The organism is Pseudomonas sp. PS02303, from assembly GCF_029959925.1.
Taxonomy (GTDB): domain Bacteria; phylum Pseudomonadota; class Gammaproteobacteria; order Pseudomonadales; family Pseudomonadaceae; genus Aquipseudomonas; species Aquipseudomonas mandelii.
In genome coordinates, this window is sequence record NZ_JASCOM010000027.1 from 37,087 (window position 1) to 51,532 (window position 14,446).

The window sequence follows — 14,446 nt, forward strand, 5'->3', positions numbered from 1 at the left end:
GACGATGGAGCGCATTCCGATTTTGCAGATGGGCGACTTCCTGCTGGTGACCATTCAGGTCGACATGCATGACCAGCTTGCCCTCATGCTCCAGGACGATCTCTCCGAACGCATCAGCAAGACTTCCGCTCGCGGCGTGTTGATCGACATCTCGGCGCTGGACATGGTCGACTCGTTTATCGGTCGAATGATCGGCACCATCTCCGGCCTGTCGAAAATCATGGATGCCCAGACCGTGCTGGTCGGCATGCAGCCTGCGGTCGCGATCACGCTGGTAGAGCTCGGGCTGACCTTGCCCGGCGTCAGCACCGCGCTGAACGTCGAGCGCGGGATGAAACTGCTCCAGGAACGAGTACGCGAGCAATGACCCTGCGCAGCAGCGGCACTCAGCCCATTCAAATCGAGCAGGACGTGGTCCTGGCCCGGCAGACGGCGCGCAAGCTGGCCACCGAGTGCGGCATGCGCCTGATCGACCTGACCAAACTGGTGACCGCCGTCAGCGAGCTGGCGCGCAACACCATGGTCTATGGCGGCGGTGGCGACATGGACTGGCAGATCCTCGACGAAAACTCGCGGGTCGGCCTGCGCCTGACGTTTCGAGATGAAGGCCCGGGCATCCCGGACATCAAACTGGCAATGACCGACGGCTGGACTTCCGGCAGCGGCCTGGGCCTTGGCCTGACAGGCGCGAAACGGCTGGTGGATGAGTTCGAACTGGACACCGTACCCGGACAGGGCACTCGCATCACGATCACCCGATGGACATGAACATCGGGGGGTCGCTGACCCAAGTGCTGTTGATCGAGGACAGCAGCCAGATCGGCCATGCCCGGCGCACGGCGCAGAAGCTCGCCGAAGACAATGGTTTCGACGCGACGGATGCCGGACGCGTGGCACTGGTGGCCACTGAATTGGCCAGCAACGTGCTCAAGCATGCGGCCAGGGGCGAATTGCACCTGCGCATCCTGCCGGGCAGCAGCGCCAACGGCATCGAGATACTCGCAGTGGACCGTGCCCAAGGCTTTGACCTGCAGGCGTGCATGACGGACGGGTTTTCCACGGGCGGTACGCAGGGCATCGGCCTGGGGGCAGTGTCGCGCCAGGCGGAAGTCTTCGATGTTCATACCGACTCGCGCGGCACCGTGTTATTGGCCCGGTTATACCCACGCGCCAGCAAGGCCGCCGACTTGCGCATCGGCATCAGCCAGCACTCGCTGCACAACGACCCGGCGTGCGGCGATGTCTGGCACCTGGCGTTTGACGGGGCGAACCTCAGCGCGTTGGTGATCGACGGCCTGGGTCATGGCGAAGAAGCCGAACGCGCCGCCCGCGCCGGTGAAAAAGCTTTCGCCCTGGCCCCTTTTGCCTCGCCGGTGTACCTGCTCGAAGACATTCACCAGGCCATGACAGGTACCCGCGGCGGTGCGCTGGCGATTGCGCAGTTCGACGGTGACCTCGGTACGCTGAGATTCACCGGTATCGGCAATATCGGCGGCAGCCTGATCAGTGCGGACAAGTCCCGCGGCCTGGCGTCCCATCCGGGAATCGTCGGCGGGCAATACCGCAAAGCCCAACCCTTTGACTACGCTCATGTGAACGGACATCTATTGATCATGTACAGCGACGGCTTGCAATCCCGTTGGAACCTCCACGATTACCCCGGCCTGGTGTACCGCCATCCCGCCGTGATCGCCGCGGTCCTGCATCGCGACTTCTGTCGCGGCCGGGACGATGTAACGGTACTGGTCGTTGCACTGGAGGCTGCCCATGGCTGAATCGCCCCTGCTGCCGATCGAAGAACAATCGGCATTGATCGAGCGCTTGCAAAGTGAAGCCACGGCGCTGCGCGAAGAGCTCGACGAAACCAATCAGGGCGTGCTCGCGCTCTACGCCGAACTCGACAACCAGGCCGAAGAACTGCGTCAGGCGTCGGACCTCAAGAGCCGCTTCCTGTCCTACATGAGTCACGAGTTTCGCACGCCCCTGGGCTCGATCCTGAGCATCGCCAGCCTGCTGACCGATGAACTCGACGGCCCGCTCAGCCCCGAGCAGCACAAACAGGTCGCGTTCGTCAGCACGGCCGCGCGGGAACTGAGCGACATGGTCGACGACTTGCTCGACCTGGCGAAAATCGAGGCCGGGCGCATCACCATCTCGCCCGCCTGGTTCGACATGTTCGACCTGTTTGCCGCCCTGCGCGGCATGTTTCGCCCGATCGTCAATGCATCCGCCGTGGACCTGATCTTTGAAGAACCGGTTGGCCTGCCGCGCCTGTACACCGATGACAAGAAGCTCGCGCAGATCCTGCGCAACTTTATTTCCAACTCGCTGAAATTCACCACACGCGGTGAAGTGCGGGTCTCGGCCTCCCTCGAAGGCTCCAGCCACGTGCGCTTTGCCGTCACGGATACAGGAATAGGTATCGCTGCCGAGCTACATGGCGCATTGTTCGAGGACTTTTCCCAAGTCGATTCGCCCTTGCAGAAACGCTTGCGCGGTACCGGCCTGGGCTTGTCTTTGTGCAAACGCTTCGCCGCGCTGCTGGGAGGCGACGTCGGGGTAGAAAGCACGCCCGGGGTCGGCTCGACCTTTTTCGTGATCATCCCGCTGGCCATCGCCATGGAGCCCGCCGATGAAACGTGACATCCGCCTGTTGATCGTCGATGACAACGTCGCCACCCGCTATGCCCTGCGTCGACGCCTGGAACGCCACGGTTACCTCGTGCTCGAAGCCGGGACCGGCGGCGACGGCCTGGCGCTGATCGACAGCGAATTGATCGACGCGCTGATCCTGGATGTCAACCTGCCGGACATGAGTGGCTTCGATATCGTGCGCAAGCTGCGTTCGGAGCCGGCCACGGCGCTGTTGCCGGTGATTCACGTGTCGGCGGCGTCGATCCAGACCGGCGACATCATCACTGGCCTGGACGCCGGGGCCGATGCCTACCTGATCCATCCCGTGGACCCGGACGTATTGCTGGCCACCCTGCGCACCCTGCTGCGGGTGCGTGAAACGGAAAACGCCCTGCGAGAAAGCGAGGCGCGTTTTCGGGAGATTTTCGTCAACGTCTCGGCCCCCATCGCGGTGCTCGACGCGCAATTCAAAGTCCACGAATGCAATCACGCCTTCGCCCGACTGATTCAGGACAATCGCGATCCACAGAGCTTGCGTGAATGCTTCGCCGAGCAACAGGAGTCGATTCTCGATGAATTGCGGGTGCGCCTGACGGCGGGTGAACGCTGGAAAGGCACGCTGAATATGCGCATCGACGGGGAGCTGCGGGAAACCGAGTGGCAGATTTCGCCGTATCGCACCCCTGAACTGAGCCTGGTATTCGTCGAAGACGTCACCGAGCATCGCCATCGCGAGCGCTCGCACCTGGCCCGTCTCGACGATGCCACCTCGCAACTGGAACACGAGATCGCCGCACGCGTGCGCACCGAGAGCCAGTTGCTGCAAGTGCAGAAAATGGACGCACTGGGCAAGCTGACGGGCGGCATCGCCCATGACTTCAACAACCTGCTGACCGGCATCATCACCAGCCTGGAACTGATCCAGAAACGGGTGGCCGATTCGCGTACCGACAAGGTCCAGTTCTATGCCGAAGCGGCGCTGAACTCGGCCATGAGCGCCGCCTCGCTGACCCATCGCTTGTTGGCGTTCGCGCGCCAGCAACCGCTCAATACGCGTCCGGTGGACATCAACGAACACATCCGTTCCCTTGAGGAACTGCTGGTGCGCACCATCGGCGAACACATTGCGCTCAAACTCGAACTGACCTCCAAGGCCGCGATTGCCCTGGTCGACCCGATCCAGCTGGAAAGCGCCGTGCTCAACCTGGTGATCAACGCCCGCGACGCCCTTCCCCAAGGCGGAAATATCTGGGTCAGCACCTATGCGGCGTATTCCCACGGCGACCTGAAACTGGCGGACGGGGCATATGTCGCCCTGTCAGTGCGCGATGACGGGACGGGCATCGAACACAGTGTGATCGACAAGGTGTTCGACCCGTTTTTTACCACCAAGCCACTGGGCCAGGGCACCGGGTTGGGGTTGTCGAGCATTTACGGGTTCGCCCGGCAATCGGGGGGCGATGCGCACATCCGCAGCGTGGCCCGTCGCGGCACCGAAGTCACGATCATGTTGCCCGCCAGCGCCGACCCGACCACCACGGAAGCGGAACCGGCGACCGTCGATCAACAGGGCGCGGGCGAGCATGTACTGATTGTCGAAGACATGCCGTCGGTGCGCATGTTCGTTGCCGAAGTGTTGGTGGATGCCGGGTACCGCTGCACGCAGGTGGGCGATATCGAAGGCGCCCTTGAACGCCTGCAGAACGACCCCTCGATTGATCTGATGCTGACGGATGTGGGACTGCCGCGCATGAACGGCCGGGAACTGGCCGATGTCGCCCGAGGCTGGCGTGAAGGCTTGCCGATCCTGTTCATGACCGGCTACGCGGAGAACGCGATCAATCGCCAGGTATTCCTCGGCGATGGCATGGAGATGCTGATCAAGCCGTTTCAGATCAATGAGCTGTTGGACAAAGTCCGACGCTCGCTCGACTGCGCCTGACATCGATCCTGTAGGAGCGAGGCTTACCCGCGAAGAACGATAACCGGATCTTGATCGTTCCCACGCGTGGGAACGATCATAGGACCCGGGCCAGGAACGGCGCAGTCCTGCTCTTCTTGCTCCTGGCGACTTTCTGCGGCGTGCCGGCAACGACAATCTTGCCGCCCTGATCCCCCGCCCCCGGCCCGATATCAATCACCCAGTCACTCTGCGCCACCACGCGCATTTCATGCTCCACCACAATCACCGTGTGCCCCGCCGCGACCAGCGTATTCAACTGTTCGAGCAGCCGGTCAACGTCCCTTGGATGCAAGCCGGTGGTGGGTTCGTCGAGCACATACAACGTCGCCCCGCGCTGGTTGCGTTGCAGCTCGGTGGCCAGTTTGATGCGCTGGGCTTCGCCACCCGAGAGTTCCGTGGCTGGCTGGCCGAGGCGCAGATAGCCCAGGCCGATGTCGCGTAGCACTTCCAGCGAACGGCGAATGCCCGGTTGCTCGGCGAACACCTCGACCGCTTCGTCCACGGTCAATTGCAAGACCTGAGCAATGTTCAGACCTTGCCAGACGATCGCGAGCGTCTCGGGGTTGTAGCGAGCGCCATGGCACGTCGGACACGGTGCATAGACGCTGGGCATGAACAGCAACTCAACGCTGACAAACCCCTCGCCTTCGCACGTCGGGCAACGGCCTTTGGCGACGTTGAACGAGAACTGCCCGGCGTCGTAGCCCTCGGCCTGCGCCTGGGGGGTGGCGGCGTACAGTTTGCGCACGTTGTCGAACAGCCCGGTGTAGGTCGCCAGGTTCGAACGCGGCGTGCGGCCGATGGGTTTCTGATCGACCTGCACCAGGCGCTTGATCGATTCCAGCCCCGCAGTGACCTGACCGCCGCTGACTTGTGGCGCATCGTCCTCAAGGCTCAACTCTTCAGGTTCGCTGGCGCTGGTCGCGCGCCCCAGATGCGCGCCCACCAACTCGAGCAAGGCCTGACTGACCAAGCTTGATTTGCCGGAACCGGAAACGCCGGTCACCGAGGTAAAACACCCCAAGGGAAACTCGACGCCGAGGTCGTTCAGGTTATTGCGCGTGATGCCTTCCAGGCGCAGCCAATCGGTCGGCTTGCGGCTGGTTCTGGCTTCGGTGACTTGCTCGGCGAACAGGTAGGCGCGGGTCTGGGAATCTTTGATTTCGGTCAGCCCCTGTGGCGGTCCGCTGTAGAGGATCCGACCGCCATGCTCACCCGCCGCCGGGCCGACATCGATCAGCCAGTCCGCACGGCGCATGGTTTCCAGGTCGTGTTCAACCACAAACAACGTATTACCAGCCGCCTTCAAGCGTTGCAGCGCTTCGAACAGCGCTTCCCCATCGGCCGGATGCAGACCGGCCGACGGTTCATCCAGCACGTAGATCACGCCGAACAACTGCGAACCCAATTGCGTGGCCAGGCGCAGCCGTTGCAACTCGCCGGACGACAGTGTCGGCGTGCTGCGCTCCAGCGCCAGATAACCAAGACCCAGATCGGTCAACGTGCTGACCCGTTCCAGTAAATCCTGGGCGATGCGTTGCGCGGCCAGGCGTTTCTCCACCGACAAGTTAGGCGTATGCCGCACATCCGGCGCGTTGGCGTGGCCGCTGGCTCCGTGGGCCACGCGCTGTTCACGGGCCTCGCGGGTCTGACGGTGAGTCAACACCTCGCCCGCCTCATCGGCCTGTTCAAGGTAGCTGTGGGCCGCCACCGGTTTCAGCACCTCGGCCACTTGCAGCAACGGCATCTGCGACAGCTCGCCGATGTCATAGCCGGCAAAGGTCACCGACAACGCCTCGCGCTTGAGCCGTTTACCGTCGCACAACGGGCAAGGACTGCCGAGCATGAATTGCGCGACGCGCTTCTTCATCAACGCACTTTGCGAGTGGCTGAACGTGTGCAGGATGTAGCGTCGGGCGCCGGTGAAGGTGCCCTGGTAGCTGGGCTCCATTTTGCGTTTGAGCGCCACTTTGGTTTCTTCCGGGGTGAGCCCGGCATACACCGGAACAGTCGGTGTTTCCTCGGTGAAGAGGATCCAGTCACGCTGCTTTTTCGGCAGATCGCGCCAGGGTTTGTCGACGTCGTAGCCCATCGTCACCAGGATGTCGCGCAGGTTCTGCCCTTGCCACGCCGTGGGCCAGGACGCCACCGCCCGTTGGCGGATGGTCAGGCTCGGGTCCGGGACCATCAAGGCTTCGGTGACTTCATACACCCGGCCCAGGCCATGACATTCGGCGCAGGCGCCTTGAGGCGTGTTGGGCGAGAAGTCCTCGGCATACAGCATCGGCTGCCCCGGCGGATAACTCCCGGCCCGGGAGTACAGCATGCGGATCAGGCTCGACAGCGTCGTCACGCTGCCCACCGAAGACCGCGTACTCGGCGTGCCGCGCTGCTGTTGCAGGGCCACGGCCGGGGGCAGGCCTTCGATGGAATCCACGTCCGGCACACCGACCTGATCGATCAGCCGCCGCGCGTAGGGCGCCACGGATTCGAAATAGCGGCGCTGCGCTTCAGCGTACAGCGTGGAAAACGCCAGCGACGACTTGCCCGACCCCGAGACGCCGGTGAACACCACCAGGGCATCCCGTGGAATGTCGACGTCAATGTTCTTGAGGTTGTGTTCCCGGGCACCGCGTACCCTGACCATGCCGGAAGGAGGATTGGAGGTACGCGTTGAAGTCATCGTGAGCCCTTATTGGATAGCAGAAAAAACACAAAATCCTAGGGAGCGAGCGTGCTCCCACCTGATCATTCCCGCGCAGAGCGAGGGAACGATCATTCAACCCCCCATAATGTGTGCGTGGTTAGCCACTGAGGACGGTGTGGATCATGTGTGTCAGGGCTTCGGGCCCATAAGGTTTGCTCAGCAGATGGGTATCCGGGCTGAGCTGGTGATTGCGCGAGATGATGTCCCGAGTGTGGCCGGAGGTAAACAGCACCGCCACCGGGGGATTCTGCACCTTGGCCCAGGCTGCCAGGTCCGAGCTTTTGATCAGGCCGGGCATGACAACATCGGTGAAAATCAGGTTCACCCGCACGCCCTCCAGCAACATCTGCATCGCCTGGTCGCCGTTGGCCGCGGTGAGGACCTGATAGCCCTCTTCGCTCAGCAATTCCACCGCCGAGCTGCGCACCGCTTCGTTGTCCTCCACCACCAGGATGGTTTCGTGCCCGCCCTGCCGGGGTGAATTACGTAATGTTGTTTCACTGGGCAACGCACGCAAGCTGCGCGGGAAGTAAAGCTGCACCCGAGTGCCCTGCCCGACGATGCTGGAGATCTCGATGTGCCCGCCGCTCTGTTTGACGAAACCGAACACCATGCTCAGTCCCAACCCCGTGCCCTGACCATCGGCCTTGGTGGTGAAAAACGGCTCGAACGCCTGCCCGAGTATTTCGGGCGACATACCGGCACCGCTGTCGGCCACCGCGACACGCACATAATCGCCCGCCGCGATGCCCTTACCGGCACAGAATTTACGATCGAGCGCGACATTCCCGGCGCTCAGCTCAATGGTCCCTTCGCCCTGCATGGCGTCACGGGCATTGATCGCCAGGTTGAGAATGGCATTTTCCAACTGGTTGCGATCGACGTTGATGTACCAAGGTTCTTGCGGCACCTGCACATCAATCTGGATGGTTTCCCCCAGCGCTCGTTGCAACAGCTCACCCAGCCCTTCGAATATCAGTTGTGGATCGCACACCGCCGGCGACAACGGTTGGCGGCGGGCAAACGCGAGCAATTGCGAAGACAGTTTGGCGCCGCGCTCGACGGCCGCAATCGACGCACTGACCCGGCGCTGCACGTTGGCGTTGTCCGGCTCATGCCGCGCCAGCAGGTGCAGGTTGCCGGCGATCACCTGCAGCAGGTTATTGAAGTCGTGGGCCACGCCGCCGGTGAGGCCGCCGATGGCTTCGAGCTTCTGCGACTGGCGCAGTTGCTCTTCAGCCGCCAGCCGCGCATCGACTTCGTCGGCCACGCGCTGCTCCAGGTTGCGGGTGAATTTGAGCAGAGATTCTTCAGCAATCTTGCGTTCATGAATGTCAATCAACACGCCGGGGAAACGGAACGGCTCGCCCTGCTCGTTGAACTCGCAGCAGCCGCTCGCCTGCACCCACAAATAGCTGCCGTCGGGGCGCAAGACCCGGTACTCGGCGTTGAAGGGCTCGCCGGTGGCCACTGACTGACTGACCCGTTCCTGGACCCAGCTGCGGTCGTCGGGATGAATCTTGGCTTCAGCAATGTCGGCGGGCAGGTCGGCCAGGTTCTGCTCGGTCGGGTAGGAGAACGTCCGGGCGAAGCGCTCGTCACCGGACAGCACGTTGCCCTTGATGTCCCAGACGAACGAGCCGAGCAAAGCCCCGGCATTGAGCGCCAGGCGCACCCGTTCGTTGTCGGCGCGATAGGCGTCTTCGGCTTCCTGGCGCCGGCGTTCGGAGATCACATATTCAGTGGTTTCAACGACCATCGCCATGACCCCGGCGGGGCGCCCTTCATCATCGGCGACCGGGCTGTAATAGAGGTCCAGCCAGACGTCTTCGGGGACTCCGTCGCGTAGCAATTCCAGCAATTTATTACGATAGGACAAGGTGCCGCCGGCCAGGCAGGTATCCACCACATGTCGATTGAACTCGGCCACTTCCGGCCAACCCAACTCGACCGGCGAGCCCAGCAGATACGGATGGCGGCCACCGGCAAACGTCGAGTAGGCATCGTTATAGATCATGTAGCCCTCGCGCCCCCAGAGCATCACCATCGGCAGTGGCGACGCGAGCATCAGCCGCACCGTGCTGCACAGACTGGCGGGCCAGGTGTCGATGTTTCCAAGCTCGGTCCGGCTCCAGTCGAACGCGCGGATGCGCCCGGCCATTTCACCGTTCCAGCCGGCACACCCGTGGCTATCAGATAGAAACTGCATCGACTGGCTCTTTGTCCCTGTGAGTGACTGAAATGCGGGATCGCAGTGCGAGGACGGCGCGTGCCCGTTTGTTTCGAGCATCGCCGACGCCAATGGTTTCATATGAGGTTAGCCGATTCAAACCGTGCGGGCTTTTGTGGCGAACGCTAGACCTCAATCAGGTGCTTGAGCGGGTGGTAGCCGGTTTTCAGTGTGGCGGCAACGTCGAGGATCGCCTTCTCGATACCATTCAAATGCATGCAGGTCAGCTCGATGGCCGCGCTTTGATTGCCGGCCTCGATGTACTCGATCAGCCGAAGATGTTCGTCATCGCGGCACGCCTCGTGGCTGTCGTCGTCGAGGGCGGCGGCGTACAGCGAGGCGCGGGAAATCAGCTTCTGGAACCAGTCCAGCAGCACCGGGTTGTTCAGGCTCCGCGCGAGTTTGATGTGGAACTCGCCGAGCAGATGAATCAGCCGTTCGTGGTCGCCGCTGCGGTGCGCTTCATCTTCCAGCAACAAATGATCGCGCAAGTCCTGGGTCACCGCGGTGTCCCGACGACGGCAGAGTTCGCTGACGATCCCGATCTCGATCAACCGCCGGGTTTCGAACAGCGAACGGATCTCTTCGTCGCTGGGCAACGACACCGACGCCCCCTTATTGGGCTCGGTGGTGACCAGCCCATCCGCTTCCAATTGCTTGAGCGCGGCACGAACCGACGTGCGGCTGACATTAAAAAGTTCGGCCAGCGAAGCCTCACCGAGCTTCATGCCGGGGCGCAACGAACGTTTGCTGATCGCCTCGTAAACCCCTTGGTAGACGCGGTCGACCGTGGTTTCGAGTTTCTTATCGGTCATTTCAACCCTCCTTTAGCGCTAAACAACCGGCCCCAGGCGATGAGCAGCCTTTGAAAAAGGGGGTTGCACGGGCAGATTAATCCGGTTATTTGTAGATTGCATCCAGATATTGCATACAATAATTAGAGGATTGCACCATTATGGGTCAACCAATAGCTATCGAAGTGCGTAACGTCTCTAAACGGTATTCCGACGATCCGGGACTGGCTCCAGCCCTCGACAACGTATCAGTCGACATTGCCGACAACGAATTCTTCACCCTGCTCGGCCCTTCCGGCTGCGGCAAAACCACCCTCCTGCGCACCATCGCTGGCTTCGAACATGTCAGCGACGGCGAGATCCGTCTGGCGGGCGAACCGGTCAACGATCTGCCGCCGTTCAAGCGTCGGGTCAACACCGTCTTTCAGAGCTACGCGCTGTTTCCGCACATGAGTGTCGCGCAGAATATCGCCTTCGGCCTCGAGATGCAGGGTCTTGATCACAAGCAAATTGCCCAGCGTGTCGATGAGATGCTGGCGCTGGTGCAAATGCAACACCTGGCCAAGCGCAAACCGGCCGAATTGTCTGGCGGTCAACAGCAACGCGTAGCCCTGGCCCGGGCCCTGGCGCCGAAACCCAAAGTACTGTTGCTGGATGAGCCGCTGTCGGCGCTGGACCTCAAGCTGCGCAAGGAAATGCAGGTCGAACTCAAGCGCGTACAGAAGGAAGCCGGCATCACCTTCATTTTCGTGACGCATGATCAGGAAGAAGCGCTGACGCTGTCTGATCGCATTGCCGTGATGTCCGCCGGCAAGATCCTGCAGATCGGCACGCCCAACGACATTTACGAACGCCCGCAACATCAATTCGTCGCCCAGTTCATCGGCGACATCAACTTCCTCCCCGGCCACCTCAAGCGCGGCCAGCAGAACGAAAAACTCTTCGTGCCGAGCGGCATGCCGGTGGAAATTCCTTGCCCGGCTCAAGGCTTCGACGGCGCCAAGGTGCAATTGGCCTTCCGCCCGGAACGTTCGCAACTGGTCGATCCGGCGCAACCGCATCACCTGCGCGGCGTAATCGAAGCGGTGTTGTATGTCGGCACCGCGACGCTTTATCAGTGCCGCTTGAACAACGACATCAAGGTCATGCTGCGCGAAAACAACGAAGGCCTGAACCGTGGCCGGGTGGTCGGTGATCGCGTGGCGGTCAATCTGCCGCCCCACGCCTGCCTGTTGATGGAGGCCTGAGATGAGCGTCAGCAGCACTTCTCCCGCCCTCAACCGCGCCCTGTTACTGAGCCCGGTGATTCTGACCTTGCTGGCGCTGATCGCGATTCCGCTGGGGATCATGGGCTACATCAGTTTGTTGCCGCGCAATGTGTATGGCGGCGTCGACTGGCAGGCCGACTGGCAATTGCAAAGCTACGTGCAGCTGTTTTTCCAGGAAGGATTCGACGGTGAACTGGAACTGAACTGGGTCTACGCCCAGGCGTTGTTGCGCTCGGTGTTCCAGGCGGGTGGCACCACCGTGCTGTGTTTCCTGTTCGGCTTTCCGGTGGCGTTGTGGATGTCGAGCCTCACGCCGCGTCGGCGCAACCTCATGGTCTTGCTGATTACCATCCCGTTCTGGACCAACCTGCTGATCCGCAACTACGCCTGGCTGATCATCCTGCGCGAGCACGGCTGGGTCGCGCAAAGCCTCAACGCGCTGTTCCCCCAGGCCGGCGGCATCACCCTGCTCTACAACGACTTCGCCGTTTGTGTCGGGCTGGTCTACAGCTTCTTGCCGTTCATGATTTTGCCGATCTATTCGACCCTGGAAAAACTCGACTGGCGCCTGGTGGAAGCCGCCTACGACCTCGGTGCCAATCGCTGGCATGCGCTGAAGCGGATCATCCTGCCGCTGTCGATGCCGGGGGTGATTGCCGGTGCCCTGCTGGTGTTTGTGCCGAGCCTGGGGGCCTTCATCACCCCGGCGATTCTCGGCGGTGGCAAGACGCTGATGATCGGCAACCTGATCCAGCAGCAGTTCGGCACCGCGCGCAACTGGCCGCTGGGCAGTTCGCTGTCGTTCCTGTTGCTGGGGATTCTGCTGCTGTCGCTGGTGGGTTACGCCCTCTATAGCCGCAGCGCTTCCAAAACACTACGCCGGGGAGCCACCGCATGATCGCCCTGCACCTGAAAAAACTGCCACTGACCCGCGAAGTCAGCCTGCTGATCCTGGCCTATCTGTACGTGCCGATCTTCGTCCTGATCGCCTACAGCTTCAACGCCAACCGCTCGGCAACGGTGTGGACCGAATTTTCGTTCGCCTGGTACGGACGGATTCTGGCCAACCCGTCGATCCAGACGGCGGCATTGAATTCGATCATCGTCGCCAGCATCGCCACGGTCTGCGCCACGGCGATAGCGCTGCTCGCGGCATTGGCGACGTACCGGCCGTTCTATGGACAGAAGATGGTCGAGGGCGGGATCAACCTGCCGCTGATCCTGCCGGAAATCGTCACCGCCGTGGCCACGCTGCTGCTGTTCATGGCGCTGGGAATCAAGCTCGGCTTGCTGACGGTGATCGTCGCGCACATCGGCTTCTGCATTCCCTTCGCGTACCTGCCGATCCGCGCACGCCTGAATGATCTGGACAAGAGCCTGCTGGAGGCGGCGAACGACTTGTACGCCAACCCGTGGCAGGTGTTCCGCCGGGTGACGCTTCCGCTGTTGTGGCCGGCAGTGCTGTCCGGTTCGGTGCTGGCGTTCGTGGTCAGCCTCGACGATTTCATCATGACCTTCTTCGTCGCCGGCCCGGGTTCGACCACCTTGCCGGTGTACATCTTCTCGGCAATCAAGGCCGGCGTAACACCGGAGATCAATGCGATCTCGACCCTGATGCTGTTGATTTCCATCGTGCTGGTGGTGCTGGCCTTCTGGCTGGGACAGCGCGGTAAACAACAATGAGCCTGGAGCGTTCTCGAATGAAAACAAAAAGCATGCGTCCCGCTGTCGCCGGTCTGGCCCTAAGCTGCTTCACTGCACTCACTGCGTTCGGCGCGCACGCCGCCGAACCCAAGGAACTGTTTTTCTACAACTGGACCGATTATTACCCGGTCGACCTGCTGGCCAAGTTCGAAAAGGAGACCGGGATCAAGGTCACCATGGACGGCTACGACAGCAACGAAACCCTGCTGGCCAAGTTGCAGGCCGGTGGCGCGGCGTATGACGTGATCGTGCCGTCGCAGTCGATCATGCGCACCTTGATCAACCAGAACCTGCTGCTGGAAATCGACGCCTCCACCCTGCCCAACTTTCAATACGTGAAACCCGCATTCCGCGATCCGGTATTCGACCCCGGCCGCAAGTTCTCCGCACCGTATTTGTGGGGCACCACCGGGTTCTCTTATGACAGCGCGCGCGTGCCCGGCGGCAAGCTCGACGATTCGTGGAAAGAGTTCTTCGAACCGCGCAAGGAACTGCAAGGGCAACTCGCCGCCCTCGACACTTCCAGCAGCGTGATCAACGCCGCCAGCCATTACCTGAACGTCGACGAATGCAGCGAAAACCCGCAGGACGCCAAGCGCATCCTCGAACTGCTGCAAAAACAGAAACCGTTCCTGAAGATGTACAGCTCGGACAACACCGTCGACCGCATGGCCTCCGGTGAAGTGATCATGATGCAGAACTGGAACGGCTCGACCGCACGCGCCACCTTGCAGAAGAGCACCATCAAATACGTGTATCCGCGCGAAGGCCTGGCGATGTTCCAGGACAACTTCGCCGTGCCGAAAAGCGCACCGCACCCCGGTAACGCGAAGATTTTCATCGACTGGATGATGAAACCGGAAAACGCCGCCGCCGTGTCCAATTCCATTGCCTACGCCAACGGCATCCAGAGCGACAAGCTGCTCGACGCCAAGTGGAAAGTCATGGACGCCATCAACATGCCCGACGAATTCGCCTCGCGCTTGCGGCCGGAGAAAGAGTGCAGCAACAAGGCGCGGGAGCTGCAGGATCGGGTTTGGTCGAAGCTCAAGGGCTGAGTGCCTGGCTTTAGACCGAGGCGCGGCCTTCGCGGGCAAGCCTTGTTCCTACAGGGGAATGCGCATCCTTGTAGGAACGAGGCTTGCC

The 14,446-nt window shown here is 61.7% G+C and carries 12 protein-coding genes; 9 read left to right on the forward strand and 3 right to left on the reverse strand.

Features of this window, described 5'->3' with window-relative positions; translation table 11 throughout:
• The first annotated feature begins 4 nt into the window (after positions 1-4).
• Genes QMX98_RS09900 through QMX98_RS09920 form a run of 5 tightly spaced genes read left to right on the forward strand, consistent with a single transcriptional unit; the run spans position 5 to position 4,576 of the window.
• On the forward strand, positions 5-367 hold the full coding sequence (locus QMX98_RS09900; protein ID WP_010460963.1) for an STAS domain-containing protein: 363 nt from the start codon (positions 5-7) through the stop codon (positions 365-367).
• Entirely contained in the window at positions 364-768 is a 405-nt protein-coding gene (locus QMX98_RS09905; RefSeq protein WP_010460966.1) for an anti-sigma regulatory factor, read from the forward strand. The genes QMX98_RS09900 and QMX98_RS09905 overlap by 4 nt, the downstream gene beginning before the upstream one ends.
• Complete coding sequence (locus tag QMX98_RS09910) at positions 765-1,775, forward strand: ATP-binding protein (RefSeq protein WP_282410664.1); 1,011 nt, start codon at positions 765-767, stop codon at positions 1,773-1,775. Before QMX98_RS09905 ends, QMX98_RS09910 begins: the two co-directional genes overlap by 4 nt.
• The gene (locus QMX98_RS09915) at positions 1,768-2,643 is read left to right on the forward strand and encodes an ATP-binding protein (RefSeq protein ID WP_102593990.1); all 876 of its coding nucleotides are present in this window, start codon (positions 1,768-1,770) and stop codon (positions 2,641-2,643) included. The genes QMX98_RS09910 and QMX98_RS09915 overlap by 8 nt, the downstream gene beginning before the upstream one ends.
• Positions 2,633-4,576: a response regulator gene (locus QMX98_RS09920; protein ID WP_083376565.1), complete on the forward strand. Its 1,944-nt coding sequence runs from the start codon at positions 2,633-2,635 to the stop codon at positions 4,574-4,576. The genes QMX98_RS09915 and QMX98_RS09920 overlap by 11 nt, the downstream gene beginning before the upstream one ends.
• A gap of 76 nt (positions 4,577-4,652) precedes the next feature.
• On the opposite strand, the gene uvrA is transcribed toward QMX98_RS09920, so the two are convergent.
• The 3 genes from uvrA to QMX98_RS09935 form a co-directional block, all read right to left on the reverse strand.
• Positions 4,653-7,280 carry an excinuclease ABC subunit UvrA gene (uvrA, locus tag QMX98_RS09925; protein ID WP_154504945.1) on the reverse strand — a complete coding sequence of 876 codons (2,628 nt, stop codon included), beginning with the start codon at positions 7,278-7,280 and terminating at the stop codon, positions 4,653-4,655.
• A 121-nt stretch (positions 7,281-7,401) separates the two neighbouring features.
• Positions 7,402-9,513, reverse strand: a complete 2,112-nt coding sequence (locus QMX98_RS09930; protein ID WP_282410663.1) for an ATP-binding protein — start codon at positions 9,511-9,513, stop codon at positions 7,402-7,404.
• A 146-nt stretch (positions 9,514-9,659) separates the two neighbouring features.
• Positions 9,660-10,349, reverse strand: coding sequence for a GntR family transcriptional regulator (locus QMX98_RS09935; RefSeq protein ID WP_010460977.1), 690 nt, complete (start codon positions 10,347-10,349; stop codon positions 9,660-9,662).
• A gap of 140 nt (positions 10,350-10,489) precedes the next feature.
• On the opposite strand from QMX98_RS09935, the gene QMX98_RS09940 reads away from it, so the two are divergent.
• The 4 genes from QMX98_RS09940 to QMX98_RS09955 are packed head-to-tail and all read left to right on the forward strand — an operon-like array spanning position 10,490 to position 14,358.
• Positions 10,490-11,575, forward strand: coding sequence for an ABC transporter ATP-binding protein (locus tag QMX98_RS09940; RefSeq protein ID WP_077749685.1), 1,086 nt, complete (start codon positions 10,490-10,492; stop codon positions 11,573-11,575).
• 1 nt (position 11,576) lies between these two features.
• Positions 11,577-12,494 (forward strand): ABC transporter permease, encoded by a 918-nt coding sequence (locus QMX98_RS09945; protein WP_221106181.1) that lies wholly within the window; start codon positions 11,577-11,579, stop codon positions 12,492-12,494.
• The gene (locus QMX98_RS09950) at positions 12,491-13,279 is read left to right on the forward strand and encodes an ABC transporter permease (protein ID WP_010460984.1); all 789 of its coding nucleotides are present in this window, start codon (positions 12,491-12,493) and stop codon (positions 13,277-13,279) included. The genes QMX98_RS09945 and QMX98_RS09950 overlap by 4 nt, the downstream gene beginning before the upstream one ends.
• Before the next feature lie 17 nt (positions 13,280-13,296).
• Positions 13,297-14,358, forward strand: coding sequence for an extracellular solute-binding protein (locus QMX98_RS09955; RefSeq protein ID WP_010460986.1), 1,062 nt, complete (start codon positions 13,297-13,299; stop codon positions 14,356-14,358).
• Positions 14,359-14,446 lie beyond the last annotated feature (88 nt).

Excerpts from the sequence above, each read along its gene's own strand:
- QMX98_RS09900 (WP_010460963.1), top strand. The coding sequence starts at position 5 with ATGGAGCGCATTCCGATTTTGCAGATGGGCGACTTCCTGCTGGTGACC.
- QMX98_RS09905 (WP_010460966.1), top strand. The coding sequence starts at position 364 with ATGACCCTGCGCAGCAGCGGCACTCAGCCCATTCAAATCGAGCAGGAC.
- QMX98_RS09910 (WP_282410664.1), top strand. The coding sequence starts at position 765 with ATGAACATCGGGGGGTCGCTGACCCAAGTGCTGTTGATCGAGGACAGC.
- QMX98_RS09915 (WP_102593990.1), top strand. The coding sequence starts at position 1,768 with ATGGCTGAATCGCCCCTGCTGCCGATCGAAGAACAATCGGCATTGATC.
- QMX98_RS09920 (WP_083376565.1), top strand. The coding sequence starts at position 2,633 with ATGAAACGTGACATCCGCCTGTTGATCGTCGATGACAACGTCGCCACC.
- uvrA (WP_154504945.1), bottom strand. The coding sequence starts at position 7,280 with ATGACTTCAACGCGTACCTCCAATCCTCCTTCCGGCATGGTCAGGGTA.
- QMX98_RS09930 (WP_282410663.1), bottom strand. The coding sequence starts at position 9,513 with ATGCAGTTTCTATCTGATAGCCACGGGTGTGCCGGCTGGAACGGTGAA.
- QMX98_RS09935 (WP_010460977.1), bottom strand. The coding sequence starts at position 10,349 with ATGACCGATAAGAAACTCGAAACCACGGTCGACCGCGTCTACCAAGGG.
- QMX98_RS09940 (WP_077749685.1), top strand. The coding sequence starts at position 10,490 with ATGGGTCAACCAATAGCTATCGAAGTGCGTAACGTCTCTAAACGGTAT.
- QMX98_RS09945 (WP_221106181.1), top strand. The coding sequence starts at position 11,577 with ATGAGCGTCAGCAGCACTTCTCCCGCCCTCAACCGCGCCCTGTTACTG.
- QMX98_RS09950 (WP_010460984.1), top strand. The coding sequence starts at position 12,491 with ATGATCGCCCTGCACCTGAAAAAACTGCCACTGACCCGCGAAGTCAGC.
- QMX98_RS09955 (WP_010460986.1), top strand. The coding sequence starts at position 13,297 with ATGAAAACAAAAAGCATGCGTCCCGCTGTCGCCGGTCTGGCCCTAAGC.